The 17,730-nt window shown below is 41.2% G+C and carries 16 protein-coding genes and 1 riboswitch; of the genes, 9 read left to right on the plus strand and 7 right to left on the minus strand.

Going from position 1 to position 17,730, the window contains the following annotated elements:
• Positions 1-6: 6 nt before the first annotated feature.
• Positions 7-435, minus strand: a complete 429-nt coding sequence (locus G6R08_RS12145; protein WP_163528203.1) for a BrxA/BrxB family bacilliredoxin — start codon at positions 433-435, stop codon at positions 7-9.
• Between the two features lie 15 nt (positions 436-450).
• Positions 451-1,587, minus strand: a complete 1,137-nt coding sequence (locus G6R08_RS12150; RefSeq protein ID WP_163528205.1) for a conserved virulence factor C family protein — start codon at positions 1,585-1,587, stop codon at positions 451-453.
• A 166-nt stretch (positions 1,588-1,753) separates the two neighbouring features.
• Between G6R08_RS12150 and G6R08_RS12155 the strand changes: the two genes are divergently transcribed.
• The 6 genes from G6R08_RS12155 (at position 1,754) to G6R08_RS12180 (ending at position 9,807) form a co-directional block, all read left to right on the plus strand.
• Entirely contained in the window at positions 1,754-5,179 is a 3,426-nt protein-coding gene (locus G6R08_RS12155; RefSeq protein WP_163528207.1) for an SCO7613 C-terminal domain-containing membrane protein, read from the plus strand.
• A gap of 106 nt (positions 5,180-5,285) precedes the next feature.
• Positions 5,286-6,206 (plus strand): ABC transporter ATP-binding protein, encoded by a 921-nt coding sequence (locus G6R08_RS12160; protein WP_163528208.1) that lies wholly within the window; start codon positions 5,286-5,288, stop codon positions 6,204-6,206.
• Positions 6,199-7,155 carry an ABC transporter permease gene (locus tag G6R08_RS12165; RefSeq protein ID WP_163528210.1) on the plus strand — a complete coding sequence of 319 codons (957 nt, stop codon included), beginning with the start codon at positions 6,199-6,201 and terminating at the stop codon, positions 7,153-7,155. Before G6R08_RS12160 ends, G6R08_RS12165 begins: the two co-directional genes overlap by 8 nt.
• A 22-nt stretch (positions 7,156-7,177) precedes the next feature.
• Positions 7,178-7,627 carry a DUF4064 domain-containing protein gene (locus G6R08_RS12170; protein ID WP_163528211.1) on the plus strand — a complete coding sequence of 150 codons (450 nt, stop codon included), beginning with the start codon at positions 7,178-7,180 and terminating at the stop codon, positions 7,625-7,627.
• 162 nt (positions 7,628-7,789) lie between these two features.
• Positions 7,790-7,886: riboswitch (SAM riboswitch) on the plus strand.
• A gap of 245 nt (positions 7,887-8,131) precedes the next feature.
• Positions 8,132-9,220: a dimethylsulfone monooxygenase SfnG gene (sfnG, locus tag G6R08_RS12175; RefSeq protein ID WP_163528213.1), complete on the plus strand. Its 1,089-nt coding sequence runs from the start codon at positions 8,132-8,134 to the stop codon at positions 9,218-9,220.
• Positions 9,217-9,807: an NADPH-dependent FMN reductase gene (locus G6R08_RS12180; protein WP_163528215.1), complete on the plus strand. Its 591-nt coding sequence runs from the start codon at positions 9,217-9,219 to the stop codon at positions 9,805-9,807. The genes sfnG and G6R08_RS12180 overlap by 4 nt, the downstream gene beginning before the upstream one ends.
• A 37-nt stretch (positions 9,808-9,844) precedes the next feature.
• On the opposite strand, the gene G6R08_RS21970 is transcribed toward G6R08_RS12180, so the two are convergent.
• The gene (locus G6R08_RS21970; RefSeq protein ID WP_205439420.1) at positions 9,845-10,021 is read right to left on the minus strand and encodes a hypothetical protein; all 177 of its coding nucleotides are present in this window, start codon (positions 10,019-10,021) and stop codon (positions 9,845-9,847) included.
• 133 nt (positions 10,022-10,154) lie between these two features.
• Here G6R08_RS21970 and G6R08_RS12185 point away from each other — a divergent pair, with 133 nt between their 5' ends.
• Positions 10,155-11,048 carry a formate/nitrite transporter family protein gene (locus tag G6R08_RS12185; protein ID WP_163528216.1) on the plus strand — a complete coding sequence of 298 codons (894 nt, stop codon included), beginning with the start codon at positions 10,155-10,157 and terminating at the stop codon, positions 11,046-11,048.
• Positions 11,049-11,361: 313 nt separating this feature from the next.
• On the opposite strand, the gene katA is transcribed toward G6R08_RS12185, so the two are convergent.
• From katA to G6R08_RS12205, 4 genes are all read right to left on the minus strand, one after another.
• The gene (gene katA, locus G6R08_RS12190) at positions 11,362-12,825 is read right to left on the minus strand and encodes a catalase KatA (RefSeq protein WP_163528218.1); all 1,464 of its coding nucleotides are present in this window, start codon (positions 12,823-12,825) and stop codon (positions 11,362-11,364) included.
• Between the two features lie 249 nt (positions 12,826-13,074).
• Positions 13,075-13,545 carry a DinB family protein gene (locus tag G6R08_RS12195; RefSeq protein ID WP_163528220.1) on the minus strand — a complete coding sequence of 157 codons (471 nt, stop codon included), beginning with the start codon at positions 13,543-13,545 and terminating at the stop codon, positions 13,075-13,077.
• A 129-nt stretch (positions 13,546-13,674) separates the two neighbouring features.
• Positions 13,675-13,887 (minus strand): hypothetical protein, encoded by a 213-nt coding sequence (locus G6R08_RS12200; RefSeq protein ID WP_163528222.1) that lies wholly within the window; start codon positions 13,885-13,887, stop codon positions 13,675-13,677.
• Positions 13,888-13,891: 4 nt separating this feature from the next.
• Positions 13,892-14,929: an AimR family lysis-lysogeny pheromone receptor gene (locus G6R08_RS12205; protein WP_163528224.1), complete on the minus strand. Its 1,038-nt coding sequence runs from the start codon at positions 14,927-14,929 to the stop codon at positions 13,892-13,894.
• A 678-nt stretch (positions 14,930-15,607) separates the two neighbouring features.
• On the opposite strand from G6R08_RS12205, the gene G6R08_RS12210 reads away from it, so the two are divergent.
• Both G6R08_RS12210 and G6R08_RS12215 read left to right on the plus strand, forming a co-directional pair.
• The gene (locus G6R08_RS12210; protein ID WP_163528226.1) at positions 15,608-16,237 is read left to right on the plus strand and encodes a flavodoxin family protein; all 630 of its coding nucleotides are present in this window, start codon (positions 15,608-15,610) and stop codon (positions 16,235-16,237) included.
• Between the two features lie 75 nt (positions 16,238-16,312).
• Positions 16,313-17,716: an FAD-binding oxidoreductase gene (locus G6R08_RS12215; RefSeq protein WP_163528228.1), complete on the plus strand. Its 1,404-nt coding sequence runs from the start codon at positions 16,313-16,315 to the stop codon at positions 17,714-17,716.
• The last annotated feature ends 14 nt before the right edge of the window (positions 17,717-17,730 follow it).

Here is a 17,730-nt window from a genome sequence, read left to right on the forward strand (position 1 = left end):
AACTAATTAACAGTATTGGTTATAGGCGGTAGTTAAGTTGTGAACAATTTCCTCAACATCATGGTCCTCAATTTCTTCGCGAGGTATGAAGTGAAGGACTTGTCCGTTCTTTAGAAGCGCCATGGAAGGTGAGGATGGTTCATACCCTTCTAAATAATCGCGCATGCGGCTAGTTGCTTCACGGTCCTGACCAGCAAAAACGGTTACCAGATGCTCGGGCTTCTTCTCATTTTCCAGCGACTCTCTTGCGGAAGGGCGTGCTAACCCGGCTGCACATCCACATACAGAATTGATAACAACGAGGGATGTCCCTTCTTTGGAGCTGATAAACTCATCGACGGACTCCGGGGTCGTTAACTCGGAGAAACCTGCATTGGTTAACTCATCTCTCATAGGTTGGGATATTTCTTTCATATAAGCTTCATATGGATTCATTAAAAAAACCTCCAATTATTTTTGTTTTGTAGCTTGAGTCATTTGATGCCACACAGAACCTTTTGCTTCTTTACCGCCCTCAATCCGTTCAATAGCCATATTGATCTGCATGCGAACTTCAAATTCAGGATCGTCCGCAGCCTTTTTCAGGGCGGGCAGAGCAGATTCATCGCCCAACTCATAGAGGAACATGGCTGCTCTCCATCTTACTAAGCGGTTATTGTCGGCCAATGAGTCGATCATTTCAGGAATTGCTTCTTTTAAGCCCAAATCAGATAAGCAGTCTCCCGCTGTTCTTCTCACCGTCACTGTCTTATCTTTCAAGGCTTTGTATAGATATGGGAGAACTTCTTGTTCTTCAATCATCCCTAAATAAGCTGTCGCTAATCGTCGAATGGATGCTTTCTCATCACTTAGAGCTTTATCTAAAACAGCTAAATCCTCTATTGTCGGATCCATCCGGTCAAGTGCTGCATAACGCACTTTCCAGTCAGGGTCATTCAGGGAGGTCAGAGATACTTCCTGACCTTTGACGGCCTCCGGTTTACTCGGATTTTCTTCGAAAGCTAGTGTTACTAATGTCTTCAGCCGCTCTACATCGTAACTAGCTGTAAGTTCTTCTTTAACTTGTTCGCCAATTTCCATTGGATCACCATAGCGAGGGCTTTGTTCGACCCATTTCCGTTCCATGATCATATTTGGAGAAGCTGGCGCGGCTTCCATTGCTGCTTCGGTAAACATCTCAGGCAAGCCAACACGTTTTTCTTCCTCCCCGTCTTCCAGCTTTACTTGCATAGGGATTCCGCGAAACATTTGAATAAACACTTTCACTTCGCCAAAAGAATCATCAAGAGCTTCCTCGCCTCTTTGACTCGTATTATCTCCTGCTTTCTCTGAGCCAAAAACGGACCGAACTTCCGGTAGAATTGCCTCCCAGCTTACTTTAGGGTGTCTTTCTAACGCGATAAAATCGGCCACGTGATACAAGCCTTTAACCCCTTCAACCTCAAAGAGCTGTGAGATGAAGGCAGGAGCCGTATCGAAATTGTCCCCTTGTTTATAGTTACGGGTATCGCCGCTTGGCAGTTCTTCATTTAGATTGATCTTCATCGAGTTAGGGCTGGGTGTCGGCTCGATCGACACGATCTTCATAGTTTAATCCCCTCCAGACATTCTTTACATTGATTTTATCAAAGAAGTATGGCTACTTCCATTGATAGGCATGTAGGTTGATTGGAAAAAATAGGTTGATCTTCAATTTGCAAGGGTGTTATATTACACGAGGAGAGGAATAAAATGGTACGAGGGGGGCGAGCGGATGGGGGATTATTCTCGTGAGCAGCAAGAAGAAGTATTTCGTAATGAATTAAGAGAATTGAGAGAGAAGCAGTACATAACTGGGGATGAGTACAGACGAGTACTTGAAGCGCATGAACAATATGTAAAGAGTCAATTCATAGAGCATGAAACCGTTGATGAACAGATGAAGGTACCGGAAGATTTAGTTTCAAAACCGAAAGTAATAAAGGAGAAACCAGTAAAGCCAGCTAAACCCAAAAAAGAAAAGACAAAAGAGCAAGTGCGTGAGAGAAATATCACTTGGTCTTTAATTATGGGTGTTGTTCTATTACTCATTAGTGGACTAATTGTAGCGACTAGTCAGTGGGACCAAATGGGACCCGTAATGAAGGTGTTCTCTATTTCTTTTGTTTCTCTGTTTTTCTTGGGTTTAAGTTATATTTCAAGAAAGTATTTAAGAATCGAACAAACTGCTTTTGCTTTTCTCACGCTTGGAAGCCTGCTTGTGCCCATTGTAGTCCTTGCAATTGGCTATTTTGAGCTGTTTGGCAGCTATTTATCCCTCAATGGTCAAGGACGATATCTTTTAGGAATAATGGGAGCAGCAATTCCGCTGCCCCTTTATATTAAAAATGCTTTTAATCATCAATCTCGCTTATTCGTATGGATTTCCTTTATTTCCCTCTCCCTTGCAGTTGGTTTTACTCTTGGGGCTTTAAAACTGCCTGTGGATGCTTTTTACCTACTATTAATGCTATTCAATGCCGTTCTGCTATTTTTCTATCATCGCTTTGAAAAAAAGACGATAGGGAAGTTGTTTATAAAGGAAATGCCATTATATGCCCAGGCTAATCTAATTCTGTCTACATTGCTGATGCTTATACTGTTTGAAAATGAATTGATGTACAGCTTTAATCTTTTTCTGACTGCAGGACTCTATATGGCTATGGTTTTTGTATATAAAACAAAAGAGTATCAATTTGTTTTTTCAGTATTATTTGCCTACGGAGTGTATCAACTGGTAGAACATTCGCCTTTGCAAGTTGCTGATTATGTGGTTTATGCCTCTGCGGGTATGCTCTACCTTGGATTTGCCTATGCTGCCCGAAATCATGCGTTTATGAAGCAAGCCTTTCTGTACACGAGTGGGGTAATCTCATTCTTCGCTTTTATTTACGTAAGTTATGAAGGGATCTTACTTCAGGCAGAAGAAGGTTCAGTTTTGCTTTTGTCAGCTTACTTAATTGTAGCCCTTAATTATGGGGTGCTCGCTTATTTAGCAAAACAACAAGTATTTGAATATCTCACACCAGTGTTTATCTTTGCGGCGGCCTGGCAGCTATGGATGGTAGCTAATCTGGGCTGGCTGAGTATAGAATTGTTTATGTTTCTAGTGGCAGGAGCTATGCTGCTTTACATTGGTTTGTGGACGGAGCATAAGTGGTTACAGCCTATTAAAGAAAGCAGCTTTTATGAAGCTGTTGTAATCATGGTGATTTGTATTGGCTTTGGGGCTCAAACGAACGAATATGGTGCAACAGCTGTTATGTTGTTTCTATTCGGAGTATGTGCTTTTTTATCATTTAAGAAATCTGCTAGTAAAGAAGTGTTAGAGTTCGCAGAATGGGTATTTCCATTGAGCTGGCTTTTATCCCTTGTTATGATTTATTTTCTTTTGGCTAATCAAATTACCGGACTAAGGGATGGATATGGGGAAGCTGCTCATTTAGCTCTTAGCGGATTGTTATTATTAGCCGTAAGCATCGGATTGGGATTGGTTAAAGAAGAAAAACTATCTATGTCTATGTTTTATATCGGTCAATCTGCGTATGCCTTGTCTATCTTCTTTTTACTTAATGGTACGGTCATAGAGTCAGACTGGTTGCGTTCATTGATTCTGTTGGCAGGGGTCAGTGTATTTACGTGGCTGGTTCGACGCTCAGCTGTTTCTCAGCTCTGGATTATCGTTTCCTTAACGGTATTGTCGTTTTATGTATCGCTTATTCCATTGTTGTCATTACAGGGGCTCCCTGACCTATTAATGTTTCTAATTGGTGCCCCTGTGCTGCTTATTGGGATCGGGTATTTTGCTGCAAAAAAATGGCCTGAAGTGAACCCGTATTTCTTCTGGGTCGCTCACGGGGCTATGGTGGTTCTAATTGGTATTATTTTGCTGGAACAGACCATTTCTATGAGATTAACGCCTTTTATTCTAATTGTTCCGATAGCAGTTTATATCTATAGCAGTTTGCTTAATAAGCAGGAATGGCAAGTGAAATTATTCCTTTATGCCAGCTTCACGATCTTGTTCTTTTTGATTACTAATACAGGTCTCTATTATGCTTTATTTGAAGTCATGTCGGTGGAATATACTTTCTTGGTTACGAGTGTTATCCTCTCCCTGGTTTGGTATGGTACACCTGAAGTATGGAAAAGACGAATAGAATGGTATGTTATCCCTTTTTCCATCATCGGTTTGTTTACCTTAATTTATCAGACCGCTCAACTTCATATCATAGAAATAGTACCGATTCTTGCCTACGTAATGTTGATCTGCTTTTTTACATGGGTTCGAAAGTGGTCAGTTATTACGATTTTACCTCTCGCAGGGACCATGTCCATGTGGGGAGAATACCGTGATGGAATAGAAACTCCTATCTTGCTTCTCCTTCTAGTTATCAGTTTCGCTTTGCTTACTGGATTAGGAAGGTTCTTGCATAGTTCCTTAATTGTAAAAAAAGAGAAAACATTTGTGGTAGATAGCTTCTCATGGGTAGCTCTCCTTTATATTCCTTATTATGCTATGTTTTTGGAAAGGGGTTTGACGATTTGGCTTCAAGTTCTGCCGTGCTTCCTGCTGAGTATTTGGCTGATTTTGAACCGGTTCAGGTGGGAGTCTCGACGTGTATCGCCTGTTTTTGAGACGTTAGGTGTATTGAGTATCTATCCCGCTTACTTGCTTATTATAGAGGAATACGATTACTTGTGGACTGATTTAATACACGCAGAGCTTCAGGTTCTGCCGCTTATCGGGGTATTGGTGTTCCTGCGCCGGCATACTTGGCCCGAATATAAGAAAGCGATGAATCATGTGCAGCTTGGATTATTGTTAGGCATTTCCGCTTTTTTAGTAGTAGATGCTATATGGAGTCATACCATCTGGGATGCATGGATTATTGGCAGTCTCTCCCTGATTTCATTGGTGACTGGAATGCAGCTCAGAATTAAATCCTACTTTTTTGTGGGCGCAGGAGTGTTGGTTTTTAACGTGATCTACCAAACCCGTCCATATTGGGGCAATTTACCTTGGTGGGTTTACCTGCTTCTCGCCGGCTTCTTGTTGATAGGGATTGCCAGTTACAATGAATGGCAAAAACAGAAAGACCATAAACCTCTGGAAGAAAAGGTCAAACGAGTTCTCGCCGCTTTTAAAAAATGGAATTAGAAGCAGCTTCGACAATATATTTCATGAAATTAGAAGATCTGTGAAACATAATTAAGCCTTGTTCGTAGAATAGGTGGACATGGAAAGAAAGGGAGGGTTTTTGGTAATGTCGGAACCTGTAATGAAGTTAAAAAATCTTAAGAAAACGATACGTAATAAACCGATTATTAAAGGGTTGGACTTTGAGATTTATAGTGGTGAGGTATTTGGTTTCCTCGGACCAAATGGGGCAGGGAAAACGACTACTATCCGAATGATGGTTGGGCTTATGGGCATGACAGATGGAGATGTCATGATTAAAGGCCACAGTGTGAAAACTGATTTTAAAAATGCAGTTCGTCATGTGGGGGGGATTGTAGAAAACCCGGAAATGTATCCATTTATGACGGGATGGAAGAACCTCGTTCATTACTCAAGGATGATCCCGGGCATTAGCAAAGAAAGAATACAGGAGGTTGTGCGTCTCGTTGGGCTTGAAAAAAGGATTAAAGATAAAGTATCCAAATATTCTTTAGGAATGAGACAGCGGCTTGGGATTGCCCAGGCTCTATTACATAGTCCTTCCATTCTTATCCTTGATGAACCAACTAATGGATTGGATCCTTCAGGGATTCGCGAAATTCGTTCCTACATAAGAAGACTGGCAGCCGAAGAAGGTGTGGCAGTTATTGTCTCAAGTCACATTTTATCTGAAATGGAAATGATGTGTGACCGAATCGGTATTATTAAAAATGGTGAGCTTGTTTCGATTCAGTCTGTACAGGACGCTTTGCAGCAATCAGAGCAAAAAGAAGTAGCGCTTGAGGCAGAGCCAATAGATCAAGCCTTTCAGGTGCTGCAGCAACTGTTAGAGGGAACTGTAAGTCAAGGTGAAAATGAGTTACTGTTTTCAATCGAGAAAACGGAAATTCCGAATGTCATCCAGAAACTTGTCGAACAAAATATTAATATCTACAGCGTGAACGTAAACCGTTCTACCTTGGAAGATAAATTTCTAGATTTGATCGGAGAGGGAACCATTGAGTAACTTTATCCAGTTAGTTAAGAATGAACAGATGAAAACGTATTCCCAGATAGCTACATGGGTGATGTATATCGTATTAGCGGTCTTTATTATTGGGTTTGGTGTTTTTATGAAGGTAGATCAAACTATCATGGACGATGAACAATCTACAGATGGGAATTGGAAACAGGAATTGCAAGCTGAGAATGAACAACTTCGTCAACAAGCTAAGGAACAGGAGTTTGCGGCATCCATGAATGAAAGGCAAATCGCTATGAATGAATACCGGATCGAAAATAGTGTGGAGCCGGGCGGGTATGATGTTTGGAATTTTGTTCAGGACAATAGGGCGAATATTTCCATTATCAGTCTTCTGACGATTATTGTGGCAGCGGGTATGATTGCGAATGAATTTAAATGGGGTTCCATTAAGTTACTGCTTATCAGGCCCATCTCCCGTACGAAAATATTAGCATCGAAATATGTTTCTGTGCTACTATTTGCCATGACCATGTTATTATTTTTATATGTACTATCGTTCCTGACAGGTTCTGTTTTATTTGGCTTTGAAAACTTTATGGAACCTTATTTATATTGGAAAGGGGAAGAGATTCAACAAGCTCCGATCTTCCAATTAACGTTGACGCAATACCTGCTAAGTTCTGTGAATTTGGTTATGATGGCAACTTTTGCATTTATGATTTCTGCTATTTTCAGAAACAGTTCACTTGCGATAGGAGTCGCTATTTTTCTGATGATGACAGGAAATTCAATTGTCGGTTTCTTTAGCGATAAAGAATGGGCGAAATTTATTTTGTTTGCTAACACAAATTTGAATCAATTTTTTACAGGAACACCAATTATTTCAGACTTAACCTTAACTTTTTCCGTATCAGTCTTGATGGTTTACTTAGTTTTGTTCCTAGGTTTATCCTGGTTTTTCTTTTCCAAAAGGGATATCGCGAATGCTTAGTCAATAAAGGAGTGTGAGTAATATGAAAAGAATTGTAGAAACCGTGTTTGTAGTAATCGGATTGCTTATTTATGGAATTACTACTGCTTTGAGCTTTGTTTTCCTCAATATACAGGATAATGAGGGATGGAGAGCAGAAATGCAGAGTATGTTGGATTCAGATCCCAACCTCGAACAAGCTCAACTCTCTGTTGATCAAATTATGGAAGGTGTAGCTTCTGTGACTTGGTTGATCATCATTTCTGCTTTAGTGGCGATTATCCTGGGAATCCTAGCTATTGTTTTCCTTAAAGGAAATAAGAAGCCGAAACCAGCCGGCATTATCCTGATCATTACAGCTGTCGTTACAACTGTTGGAACAATCGGGTTTGGATTGTTCGGAGGACTTGCTTTCCTAATTGCCGGAATAGTTGCTTTAGCAAGGAAAGAGAAGAAGCCATTGGAAGAGGAGAGCTCTTCTGTAAATTACTAATGCATAGGTCCTGTACTGCGGAGAGTCGGTCTTAGCCGAACTTCCTGAATAGGAGAGCAATTTCTCATGGTAAATAATTATGTAAATATTTAAAAAGCGGATTGACAGGAGATAATATAGACATTATGATAGGGTCTAATCATTCAATTAAATAACGATTTCTTCTTATCAAGAGAGGCGGAGGGACTGACCCTATGAAGTCTCGGCAACCAGCGTTTGCATGGTGCCAAATTCAGTGGATTGCATCCGAAGATAAGAAGGTCGTGTTAGTACGGATATTTGCCCGCTGCTATATACGCCCTTTCTTGCTTCGTGAAGCAGGAAAGGGTTTTTTAATTGAATTTTAATTGAATGAAAAAGGCAAAAGGTGCTGCAACACCTTTTGCCGGGCTGATCATTTAAGTCCTTCCCGCCTAAGGGAAACACGGACATCTACGACCATTATTATTAATGTATCATGGCCGTATTGTGTCCGTCTACTTTAAGAGAGGAGACGGTTTAATTATGGGAAATTTAAAATTTGCTTATTGGGTTCCAAATGTAAGTGGAGGGTTAGTGGTTTCAAAGCTGCCTCAGCAAACGGATTGGAGTTTTGAGGCGAATAAAAGATATGCGCAAATTGCTGAGGATTCGAACTATGATTTAGCTTTATTACAGACGAGGTTTTTTGCAAGCTATGGAGCTGAAAACCAGCTTGAGGCGATTACATTAGCTTCAGCGCTGGCAGCCGTTACAGATCGTTTACAGCTGATCTCTGCAGTTCATCCTGGTTTATGGCATCCGGCCGTGTATGCGAAAATGTTGTCGACGCTGGATCAAATCAGCGAGGGTAGAGCCGCTGTTAATGTAGTGAGCGGCTGGTTTAAACAAGAATTTACTGGATTCGGTGAACCTTGGCTAGAGCATGATGAACGGTACCGCCGTTCGGAAGAATTTATCCGTGTGCTGCGAGAATTCTGGACAAAAGAAAAAGCTGCGTTTAGCGGGGACTTTTACAAAATAAATGATGCACCATCTAAACCAAAACCTGTTCAAGGAGGCGATCTCCCGATTTTCCAAGGAGGGAATTCTTCAGCAGCTAAACAGATGGCAGCGCGTGTCTCAGATTATTACTTTATGAATGGAAATACACTAGAAGGATTTAAAAAGCAAATTGATGAGGTACGTGAACTGGCACAACAAGAAGGACGCGAGGTCAAATTCGCTGCACATGGTTTTGCGATTGTGAGGGATTCTGAAGAGGAAGCCTATCAACAGTTGAACGATATCGTTCATGCTGCAGATGAGGACGCTGTTGAAGGATTTAAGCAATCTGTACAAGAAGCGGGGCAATCCACACAGGATAAGCAAGGCATGTGGGCTGATTCCAGCTATGAAGATCTGGTGCAATATAATGATGGCTTCAAGACAGGATTGATTGGTACCGCTGAACAGGTAGCGAATCAAATCATCGAGTTGAAGAAGATCGGGGTGGACCTGATTCTTACCGCACACTTTCATTATGAACAAGATCTTGAGCGCTTTGGAAAAGAAGTGATTCCGCTTGTGAAAGAGAAGGAAGCAAAGCTTAAAGCTGAAGGAGTTCTGGCATGAAGGTATTAGGCTTGTCGGGAAGTGTGACGTTGAGTTCGAAGACGTGGGTTTCCGTTAAACAAGCTATTGAAGCGGCTAAAGAAGCTCTTCCTGATGCTGAAACAGAGCTTGTGCATCTCGGTGAATACGATACGGTGCTATGTGATGGACGTGATCCCTCATTATATGAAGGAGATACAAAAGCACTCATAGACTTAATTGTTGAAGCTGATGCACTGATCATTGGAACGCCTGTCTATCGCGCTTCATTGACAGGGGCTTTGAAAAACGTTTTTGACTTAATACCGAACGATTCGTTAAGAGGAAAGGCAATTGGTTTTATTGCGTCTGGAGGCAGCTATCACCATTATTTAGTGATCGACCATCAGCTGAATCCGCTTGCTAATTATTTCCGTGCCCATGTTATACCAGGCGGAGTGTATGTTCATAATGGTCATTTTAGTGAAGGGGAACTGGTGGATGAAGATGTCAAAGGCCGTTTATATCAATTGGGTAAGGCAGCTGTTCAATTAACGGATAACCTTCAAAATAAGGATCTTGAGATTCAACAGCCTTCGATTCCAAGGCGAAAGCTGCACCAAACTTAAAAAGAAGTGCTGGACTCATGCCAGCACTTCTTTTTTTCTAATCTAAAATACGGTTTGTCTCATCTACATCGGCTGGCTGTCGATTAACTACGTTTGTACCCTGAGGCATAAATCCATCACCATTACAAATTTTACAAGTATAATGCCATTCTTCATCGTCCATAAGCAGTCCCCGACCATCACACGCTAGACAAGCCTGATCTCTACTGGGCACAGGATCCCCTCCTTGATAAGGATATTGTAATTAGTAATGTGCGCTTCTAGTCCCAAAAATATACCCAAGGAGATAAAATAGGTTATCCGTTTCGGGAAATCGGGTATAGCAGAAGAATTGGAGGGTGAGATCTATGGCTAATGAAGATAAACATGAACAGGATATTACATCTAGCGGGCCCGTTGATCGCCCAAGCCGTCAGTTCTATATTCCTTCCCAAATTATCGAAGAATTTGGGGAAAAGGGAAGAGATCATTTAAATAAACCATTTAGTGGTCAGTTTCTACTGGCTATGACGGCGGGGTCGTTTATGACCTTTGGAGCTGTCTTTTCCATCCTATTAGCAGTAGGCGTGGAAACAAAGGGTATCTACCACTTACTGTCTGGATTAGGATTCGCAGCAGGTTATGCGATGGTATTTATTTCAGGAGCCGTGCTGTTCACGGAAATTAACGTTCTCCTGCCATCCTACTTGTTTAATAAAGCCAATCTTATGAAAAAAAGTATCTATCGCTTCTGGGCCGCTACTTATATTGGCAACATTATTGGTGCTTTCTCAGTTGCGGTATTAATTCAAATGTCAGGCTCACTCGCACCAGAGTTTTATTCAGAGCTTTCGATGTATTTGGATCATAAAATGAAGTTTTTAGACCATGGCGTGAAAGGTTGGTTTGAAGTGGTTATATCAGGGATATTGGCCAACTGGCTCATCGGCATGGCAGCTTTTTTGACGACTGCAGCACGGGATTTTACCGGTAAAGTTCTAGGAACTATGCTTCCGGTAGTTTTATTCGTTGCAGGTAACTTCCAGCACAGTGCTGCCAATATGGGATACTTTAGTATGGGGGTTCTGGCTTCAGATCAATATACTTGGTATCAATATATACTGTTTAATCTTATACCGGCGAGTATTGGCAACCTAATTGGCGGTGCCATACTGGTATCACTATTATTTTCTTACGCATACAAGGAAGATATCCAAACTTCTTTAGGACAAGGTAAACAAAAAAAGAAACAAAATCATTAAAGTTTTTCATAAACTGAGGCTGGGACAAAACTGAATTAAGCATCAAATAATCCGAACGATTCGTTCGGATTATTTGTGTGCAAGAAAGGATTTCTGATTCGCTCCGTCAAAACACTTCGCTTTCCGTGGGCGGCTGTTGAGCCTCCTTGTGCTGGCGCACAAGGAGGTCTCACCTAGGCCTGTCCTCCCACAGGAGTCTACGTATTTTGACTACGCTAATGACTGCATTTATACTATTCATCTTTTTATCGTTCGCTTTTTGAAATCATTACTTTACTTATGTCTTAGCCTCTTATGGTTTGATTTAAAATGGTTAAGCCTTTTGAGGAACCTGCAAACCTAAGCCTTGGGCTACTCGTGTTCCGTATTCAGGGTCTGCTTTGTAGAAATGCTCAATCTGGCGAAGTTTCACTTCATCTCTTTCTACAGGTTTCATGGAATCAACAACGTTCTGAACGAGACGAGTTTGTTCTTCTTCACTGAGCAAACGGTAAAGATCTCCGGCCTGAGTGTAATGGTCATCATGGTCATAACTCACACTGTCCGCGAGTCCAGAAACTTCATAGGCAGCTTGTTTGTTTTCAGACTGTTCAGCAGGTCCTCCGAGGCTGTTCGGCTCATAATTCGGCGCACCGCCTCCGTTGCCATCAAAACGCATAAAGCCATCTCGCTGATAATTGTGCACCTGAGCTCTCGGACGGTTAACAGGAAGTGCTTCATGGTTTGCTCCAACACGATAGCGGTGTGCGTCAGAGTATGCAAACAATCGGCCTTGAAGCATCTTGTCAGGAGAGACCTCAATTCCAGGTACTAGTGCACCAGGTGAAAGAGTTGCCTGTTCTACTTCTGCAAAGTAATTCTCAGGGTTCTGATCAAGAACCATACGACCCACCTCAATAAGAGGATAATCTTTTTGTGACCATACTTTCGTTACATCAAATGGGTCAAAGCGATACGTGTTTGCATCCTCAATCGGCATGATTTGAACATATAGCTTCCATGCAGGATAGTCGCCATTTTCAATCGCTGCATACAAGTCTTGTGTATGGAAATCAGGATTTTCTCCAGCTAGACGTGCGCCAGTAGCCTCGTCCATATTTTTTACTCCTTGTTCTGTTCTAAAGTGGTATTTCACCCAAACAGAATCGCCATCAGCATTTGTCCATTTGAACGTATGGCTGCTGTAACCATGCATATGTCTAAACGTAGCCGGAATACCGCGGTCAGAATGAAGTACTGTCACCTGATGCAGCGATTCCGGTGAAAGCGAGAAGAAATCCCAGACTGCATTTGGATCTTTCAGGTTCGTGGCTGGATTCCTCTTTTGCGTGTGAATAAAGTCCGGGAATTTAATAGCATCTCTTAGGAAAAAGACTGGTGTATTGTTCCCGACCATGTCGTAGTTGCCATCCTCTGTATAAAACTTTAGTGCAAATCCGCGAGGGTCACGTACGGAATCAGCAGAGCCTTTCTCGCCGGCAACTGTTGAAAATCGGGCAAACATTGGAGTACGTTTGCCGACCTCGTCCAAGAACTTGGCCTTCGTGTAGGCAGTTACATCATTGGTCACTTCAAAATACCCGTGAGCTCCTGCGCCTTTGGCATGGACAACGCGTTCAGGAACACGTTCGCGATTAAAGTGAGCCAGTTTTTCTAATAAATGTACATCTTGTATTAAAGTGGGCCCTCGTGACCCAGCTGTGATGGAGTTCTGGTTGTCACCGACGGGTGCGCCGGCGTTGTTTGTTAAATGTGGTTTGCGATTATGATCTGTCATTACTTCGGTCCCCTTTCAACATTTACTACACTAATTATTATAATGTAAATTTAATAAAAATCAATATTTATTTATAATAATTTTAAATAAAGAGCTGATTAGATTAGCGAAAGGTATTTATGCAAGGTTTTTGAAAGTAATGTGGAAAAAATTGATAAGTAACCTAGCCTCCCAAGGTGTGTTTACTATCAATTAATCTTGTGTATTTTCAATTATATATAAAGGTTGTTCATAAGAGAAATAAAGTGCCTATTCAAATAATAAAACCTCCGGGTCCTTGTTATAAGTATGAACGAGCATAGCATGAAGTTGTCCGCGATGGTGGTACATATGCGCAATAATTTCGAGGAGCCATTCAAAACGTGTGTAGGTAACTCCCCACCAGGAAGTCGTTTGTGTGAATAATTCTTTTTCCGAGTAACTATCAAATTGCTCTTTTAGTAATGAGAAATGTTCATATAAGGCTTCTGAAATTTCGCTCTTTGTCGTTAATGTAATAGAACTGTACAAGGTAATCATGTCTTCTTCGGAGGATTCCTCCAATACTTTACCATCAGCGATTGGGATCATAGCTAAATGTGCAAGGGTTTCACCGACTGAGAACTTACCCTGCGTAGGTCGAAAGGTCAAATCTTCTTCTGATAACTGCCCAATAATTTCAGAAAGGGAAGCAATGACAACTTCTAATTGATGAAAAGCATTTTGACAATATATATTCATGGGAGAACCCCTTTTGATAGATAGTGTAAATTTATATTTCTATATGTACCTGGTAAGTTCCTACCTCATTGTAAAAATATTCATTAAAAAGAGGCTGCCGATTGTTCGGTCAGCCTCGCTCTAATGATATTAACCCATTCCAGGATCACCTGGATCTACATATGACGGCCCCTCCGTCGCTGTAAGTTCAATAGAACCCATTCCTGGGTCACCTGGATCTACTGCTAACTCGATCGATCCCATACCAGGATCACCGGGATCATATACAAAAGCACTGTAACCTGAACCGAAAGCACCCAATAAAACCAACGTTAAAAATGAAACAGAAAGTATCTTTTTCATAAAGTTATTCCTCCTGATTGGTGTGATGGATTCGCTCCAAATAGTAAAGAGGCAATTGGGCAAAAAAATGATCGCCGTATTCCTGAATGAACCTATTATGGGCTCGCTTTAGCATTATTCGATCTTCCCTTGCCAGGCCTAAATAGCTTTCTTGGAACGGTGTTAATACAGATAGCTTTGAAAGAATGGACTCTGCCTTGTTTCGATCATTATTAGCAATAGCTAAATGAGCTGTCTCAACTGGGTCAGGCGTTGTAATGTTTAGTGTTCTTTTGTGAAAAGCTGAGATAAAAGGGATCGTATAATTTTGAATCGATGTAATAACCTTATTTAATTGATTTTCGCGGGCAATGCTAAGTCCTGCATAAGCATAGCCGATTGATAAATCGTAATCTTCGTAGAGGTGGCATAGCGCCAAGTTGTGGTTCATGCCACTTTGTTTCCGTGGTGAAAGGTCTGTGTTAAGAACTTTATAAATATACTTTTTAGCTAAAAGAATGTTATTGGTCTTCCAATAGTGCTGAAAAAGTAGTTCATCAAATCTCAATTTCATATAGTAGTAGAATAAAGGTTCATTAACGTGCAAGAGGGCATCATAGCACTCATCTACATATTTATCTAATCCTGTGTACTGTTTACTATCATAGTAAGCATAGACTAAGGTGAATAAATGAAGACATCTCAAGGATGGGTGACTGAAGGAAAGTGTCTGCAGCCATTCTAAATCTTCATTAGTCAAGGGCTTTGAGTAACGAGTTAATAGAATCTGATATAACAAAGGAACTTCAGAATTATCCTGAGTAGTAGAGAGAGCTTCATCCAATTCCCGGAAATAGTCGTTCATATAGAGAAATTCATAACTTGCCAGCTTGTCTTCTGTCTTAACATGCGCGCTTGAAAGACAATAGTTCTTCGTAGCTTCAGCAGCTTCTTTACTCGAAGTGTGTCTAAGCTGATCATGATAGACTTGGTAAATTGTCGACACTTCGTTCATATGGGCTTGGCTTAATCTACTAGGTTCAATAACCTTATGACTTACCATGATAATCCCTCAACCTTTCTCTACTATAGGTTTAGTATAAAACTATTATTTACCATTACAAGTGATTTGACAATACAACAGAAAACTTCCTAATAAACGACAATATTCCCTGGGAAATAAGGATTGACTCTAACGTAACGTTAAAGATAACTGTAAGTAGGAATAGATTTTTGTTGGAGAAAAAATCAGAATGAAGTCGAATGGCTGCTACGTTCATATAGATCATAGTTTATAGCAAAAATATAAATCCCGCCATAAAGGGGTTTTTTGCTTAGTCATAAATGAATGTTTGCGTGTTTTTAAGAACATGTCGAATGTTTATTCGACAAAAAATAAGCACCCATTTCCTCTAAATGGGCACCTGTGTATCTAAATTAATTTATAAGGTGGAAAACAGGCTATTAACGCGGACAGACTAATCTGTTACGCCTTTTAATGTACCCAAGTTTTATAATATTAAAACCGCTTTCCTACATGTGTAAACTCATTTGTTCTTCTGTCATTAGTCCAAGGTAGTCTAAAAGGGAAAGATTGTTCTTTCCTCCGTCGATAAAGCGACACCTCCTATCAATTGTTTTAATATATACTAATGATAACGCTTTCACAAACTGCGGTAAATGATTTAATTTCAGGCTGGACGGGAATAGATATATAGATTAGAAGGAGGGCGAGTTAAGAATGGATGATTTAAAAGCAATCATATTAAATGCTTCACTTAAGAAAAGTGATGAAGCGTCTAATACAGCAGCGTTAATTGAGAAGGTCACTGACATTTTCAAAAAAGAAAAAGTCGAATATGAAATGGTTCGTCTTGCTGACTACAATATAAGCTATGGAATTAGTGATGATTTAGGAAATGGAGATGAATGGCCGGGAATTTTTAAAAAAATCAAAGAGGCCGATATAGTCATATTAGGAACACCTATATGGCTGGGAGAGAAAAGTAGTTTAGCTGCACTAGCGATCGAACGTATTTATGGCGGGGCAGGAGTGACAAATGATAAGGGGCAGTCGATCTACTATAACAAGGTAGGAGGTGTGGTGATCACTGGCAATGAAGATGGAGCTAAAACAGCAGCCAGATCGATTCTTTATGCGCTTTCCCATGTAGGGTTTGTTATCCCGCCTAATGTTGACACGTATTGGCTTGGGGAGGCTGGACCAGGGCCGTCTTATATGGAAGCAGAAGGCGGCGTAAACGAATTCACAGATAAACATGCCACGATGGAAGCCTATAACTTAATCCACCTGGCAAAGATTCTGAAGAACAACCCTATACCCGCAAAAGGCAATACAGCAGATAGCTGATGGAATATGAAGAAGGAATGAACAAACATAGTCTGCTGCTCGCTTACTATCTGATTTATGGTAGGAGGGATGAATATGGAAGATTGGATCACAGCCATTCAAAGGGAGTTACCTGCCAATCAGGTGTTGACAGAATTAGCGGATCGTTACAGCTACAGCTTTGACGCGTCATTTGGAGAGTATTTGCCAGAAGCCGTCGTTCAAGCTAAAAGTAAATCCCAAGTCGTCTCGGTGTTAAAAATTGCTAATACTTATAAAATACCTGTGTATCCTCGAGGGCAGGGTACGTGCCTGAGTGGAGGGCCGTTACCGGTACATGGAGGGATTGTTCTCGATTTATCCCAGTGGCCGGAATCTATTGATGTATATGCTGATGATTTGACTGTTGTAGTCTCTCCAAGCACGCTGACTGCAAATATTAATAAAGCAGCGGAAATGTATGGTCTAATGTACGCACCTGATCCCAGTAGTGCCCATGTGGCCACAATTGGAGGGAATCTGGCTGAAAACTCCGGCGGGCCGCGCGGGTTAAAATATGGAGTAACCAAAGACTTTGTGCTTGGTCTCGAGGTTGTAACACCTGAAGGAGAGATCATTCGTACAGGTGGTCAAACGATCAAAAACGTTACAGGTTTAGATTTAACTAAACTATTGGTCGGGTCTGAAGGGACACTTGGGGTAATTACAGAAGCTACGCTGAAACTTATTCCAAAACCACCTGCTGTTCAAACACTGATGGCGGTGTTCGATGACATGCGTTTGGCAGGTAAGGCAATTTCGAAAACATTAACTTCAGGGGTTCTGCCATCTAAGATGGAATTCATGGACCAATCCTGTATCCGAGCTGTTGAGAACTTCCAGCCTGCCGGTTTGCCTGTTAATGCCAGGGCAATTGTCATCATTGAGTTGGATGGACACCCTGAGGCTCTGAAAATCGAAAAAAAATTAGTAGAAGAAATTATGAAGGACCTTGGAGCGACAGACACAGTCATCCCGAAGTCGGGTGAGGAAGCAGCAAAGATTTGGCATGCGAGAAAACAAGTTTCTCCAGCGATTGCGAGGATTAAACCAACGAAGGTGTCTGAAGATGCAACAGTGCCGAGAAGCAAGATTCCTGATATGATGGATCGATTGCAGGAGATAAAGGAGAAGTACGAGGTAGAAGTAGTCGTCTTTGGGCATGCAGGGGATGGTAATCTTCATCCAAATGTTTTGTGTGATAAGCGTGACCAGGAGGAAATGGCCAGAGTTGAGCTTGCGGTTGAAGAACTTTTTCAAGCAGCGATTGAACTTGGTGGAACGTTATCCGGGGAACACGGTATTGGAACAATGAAAGCTCCTTTTATGGAGAGCGAGGTTGGAGAAGTTGGACTTAGCATGATGAAGAGGATCAAGGATAGCTGGGATCCAAATGGCATCATGAATCCAGGGAAAATCTTTCCTGAAAAAGGGCAGAAGCTGGTTCTTCGAAGTGAGTGATGTCCTTTATATGC

The organism is Halobacillus ihumii, assembly GCF_902726645.1.
Lineage (GTDB): Bacteria > Bacillota > Bacilli > Bacillales > Halobacillaceae > Halobacillus_A > Halobacillus_A ihumii.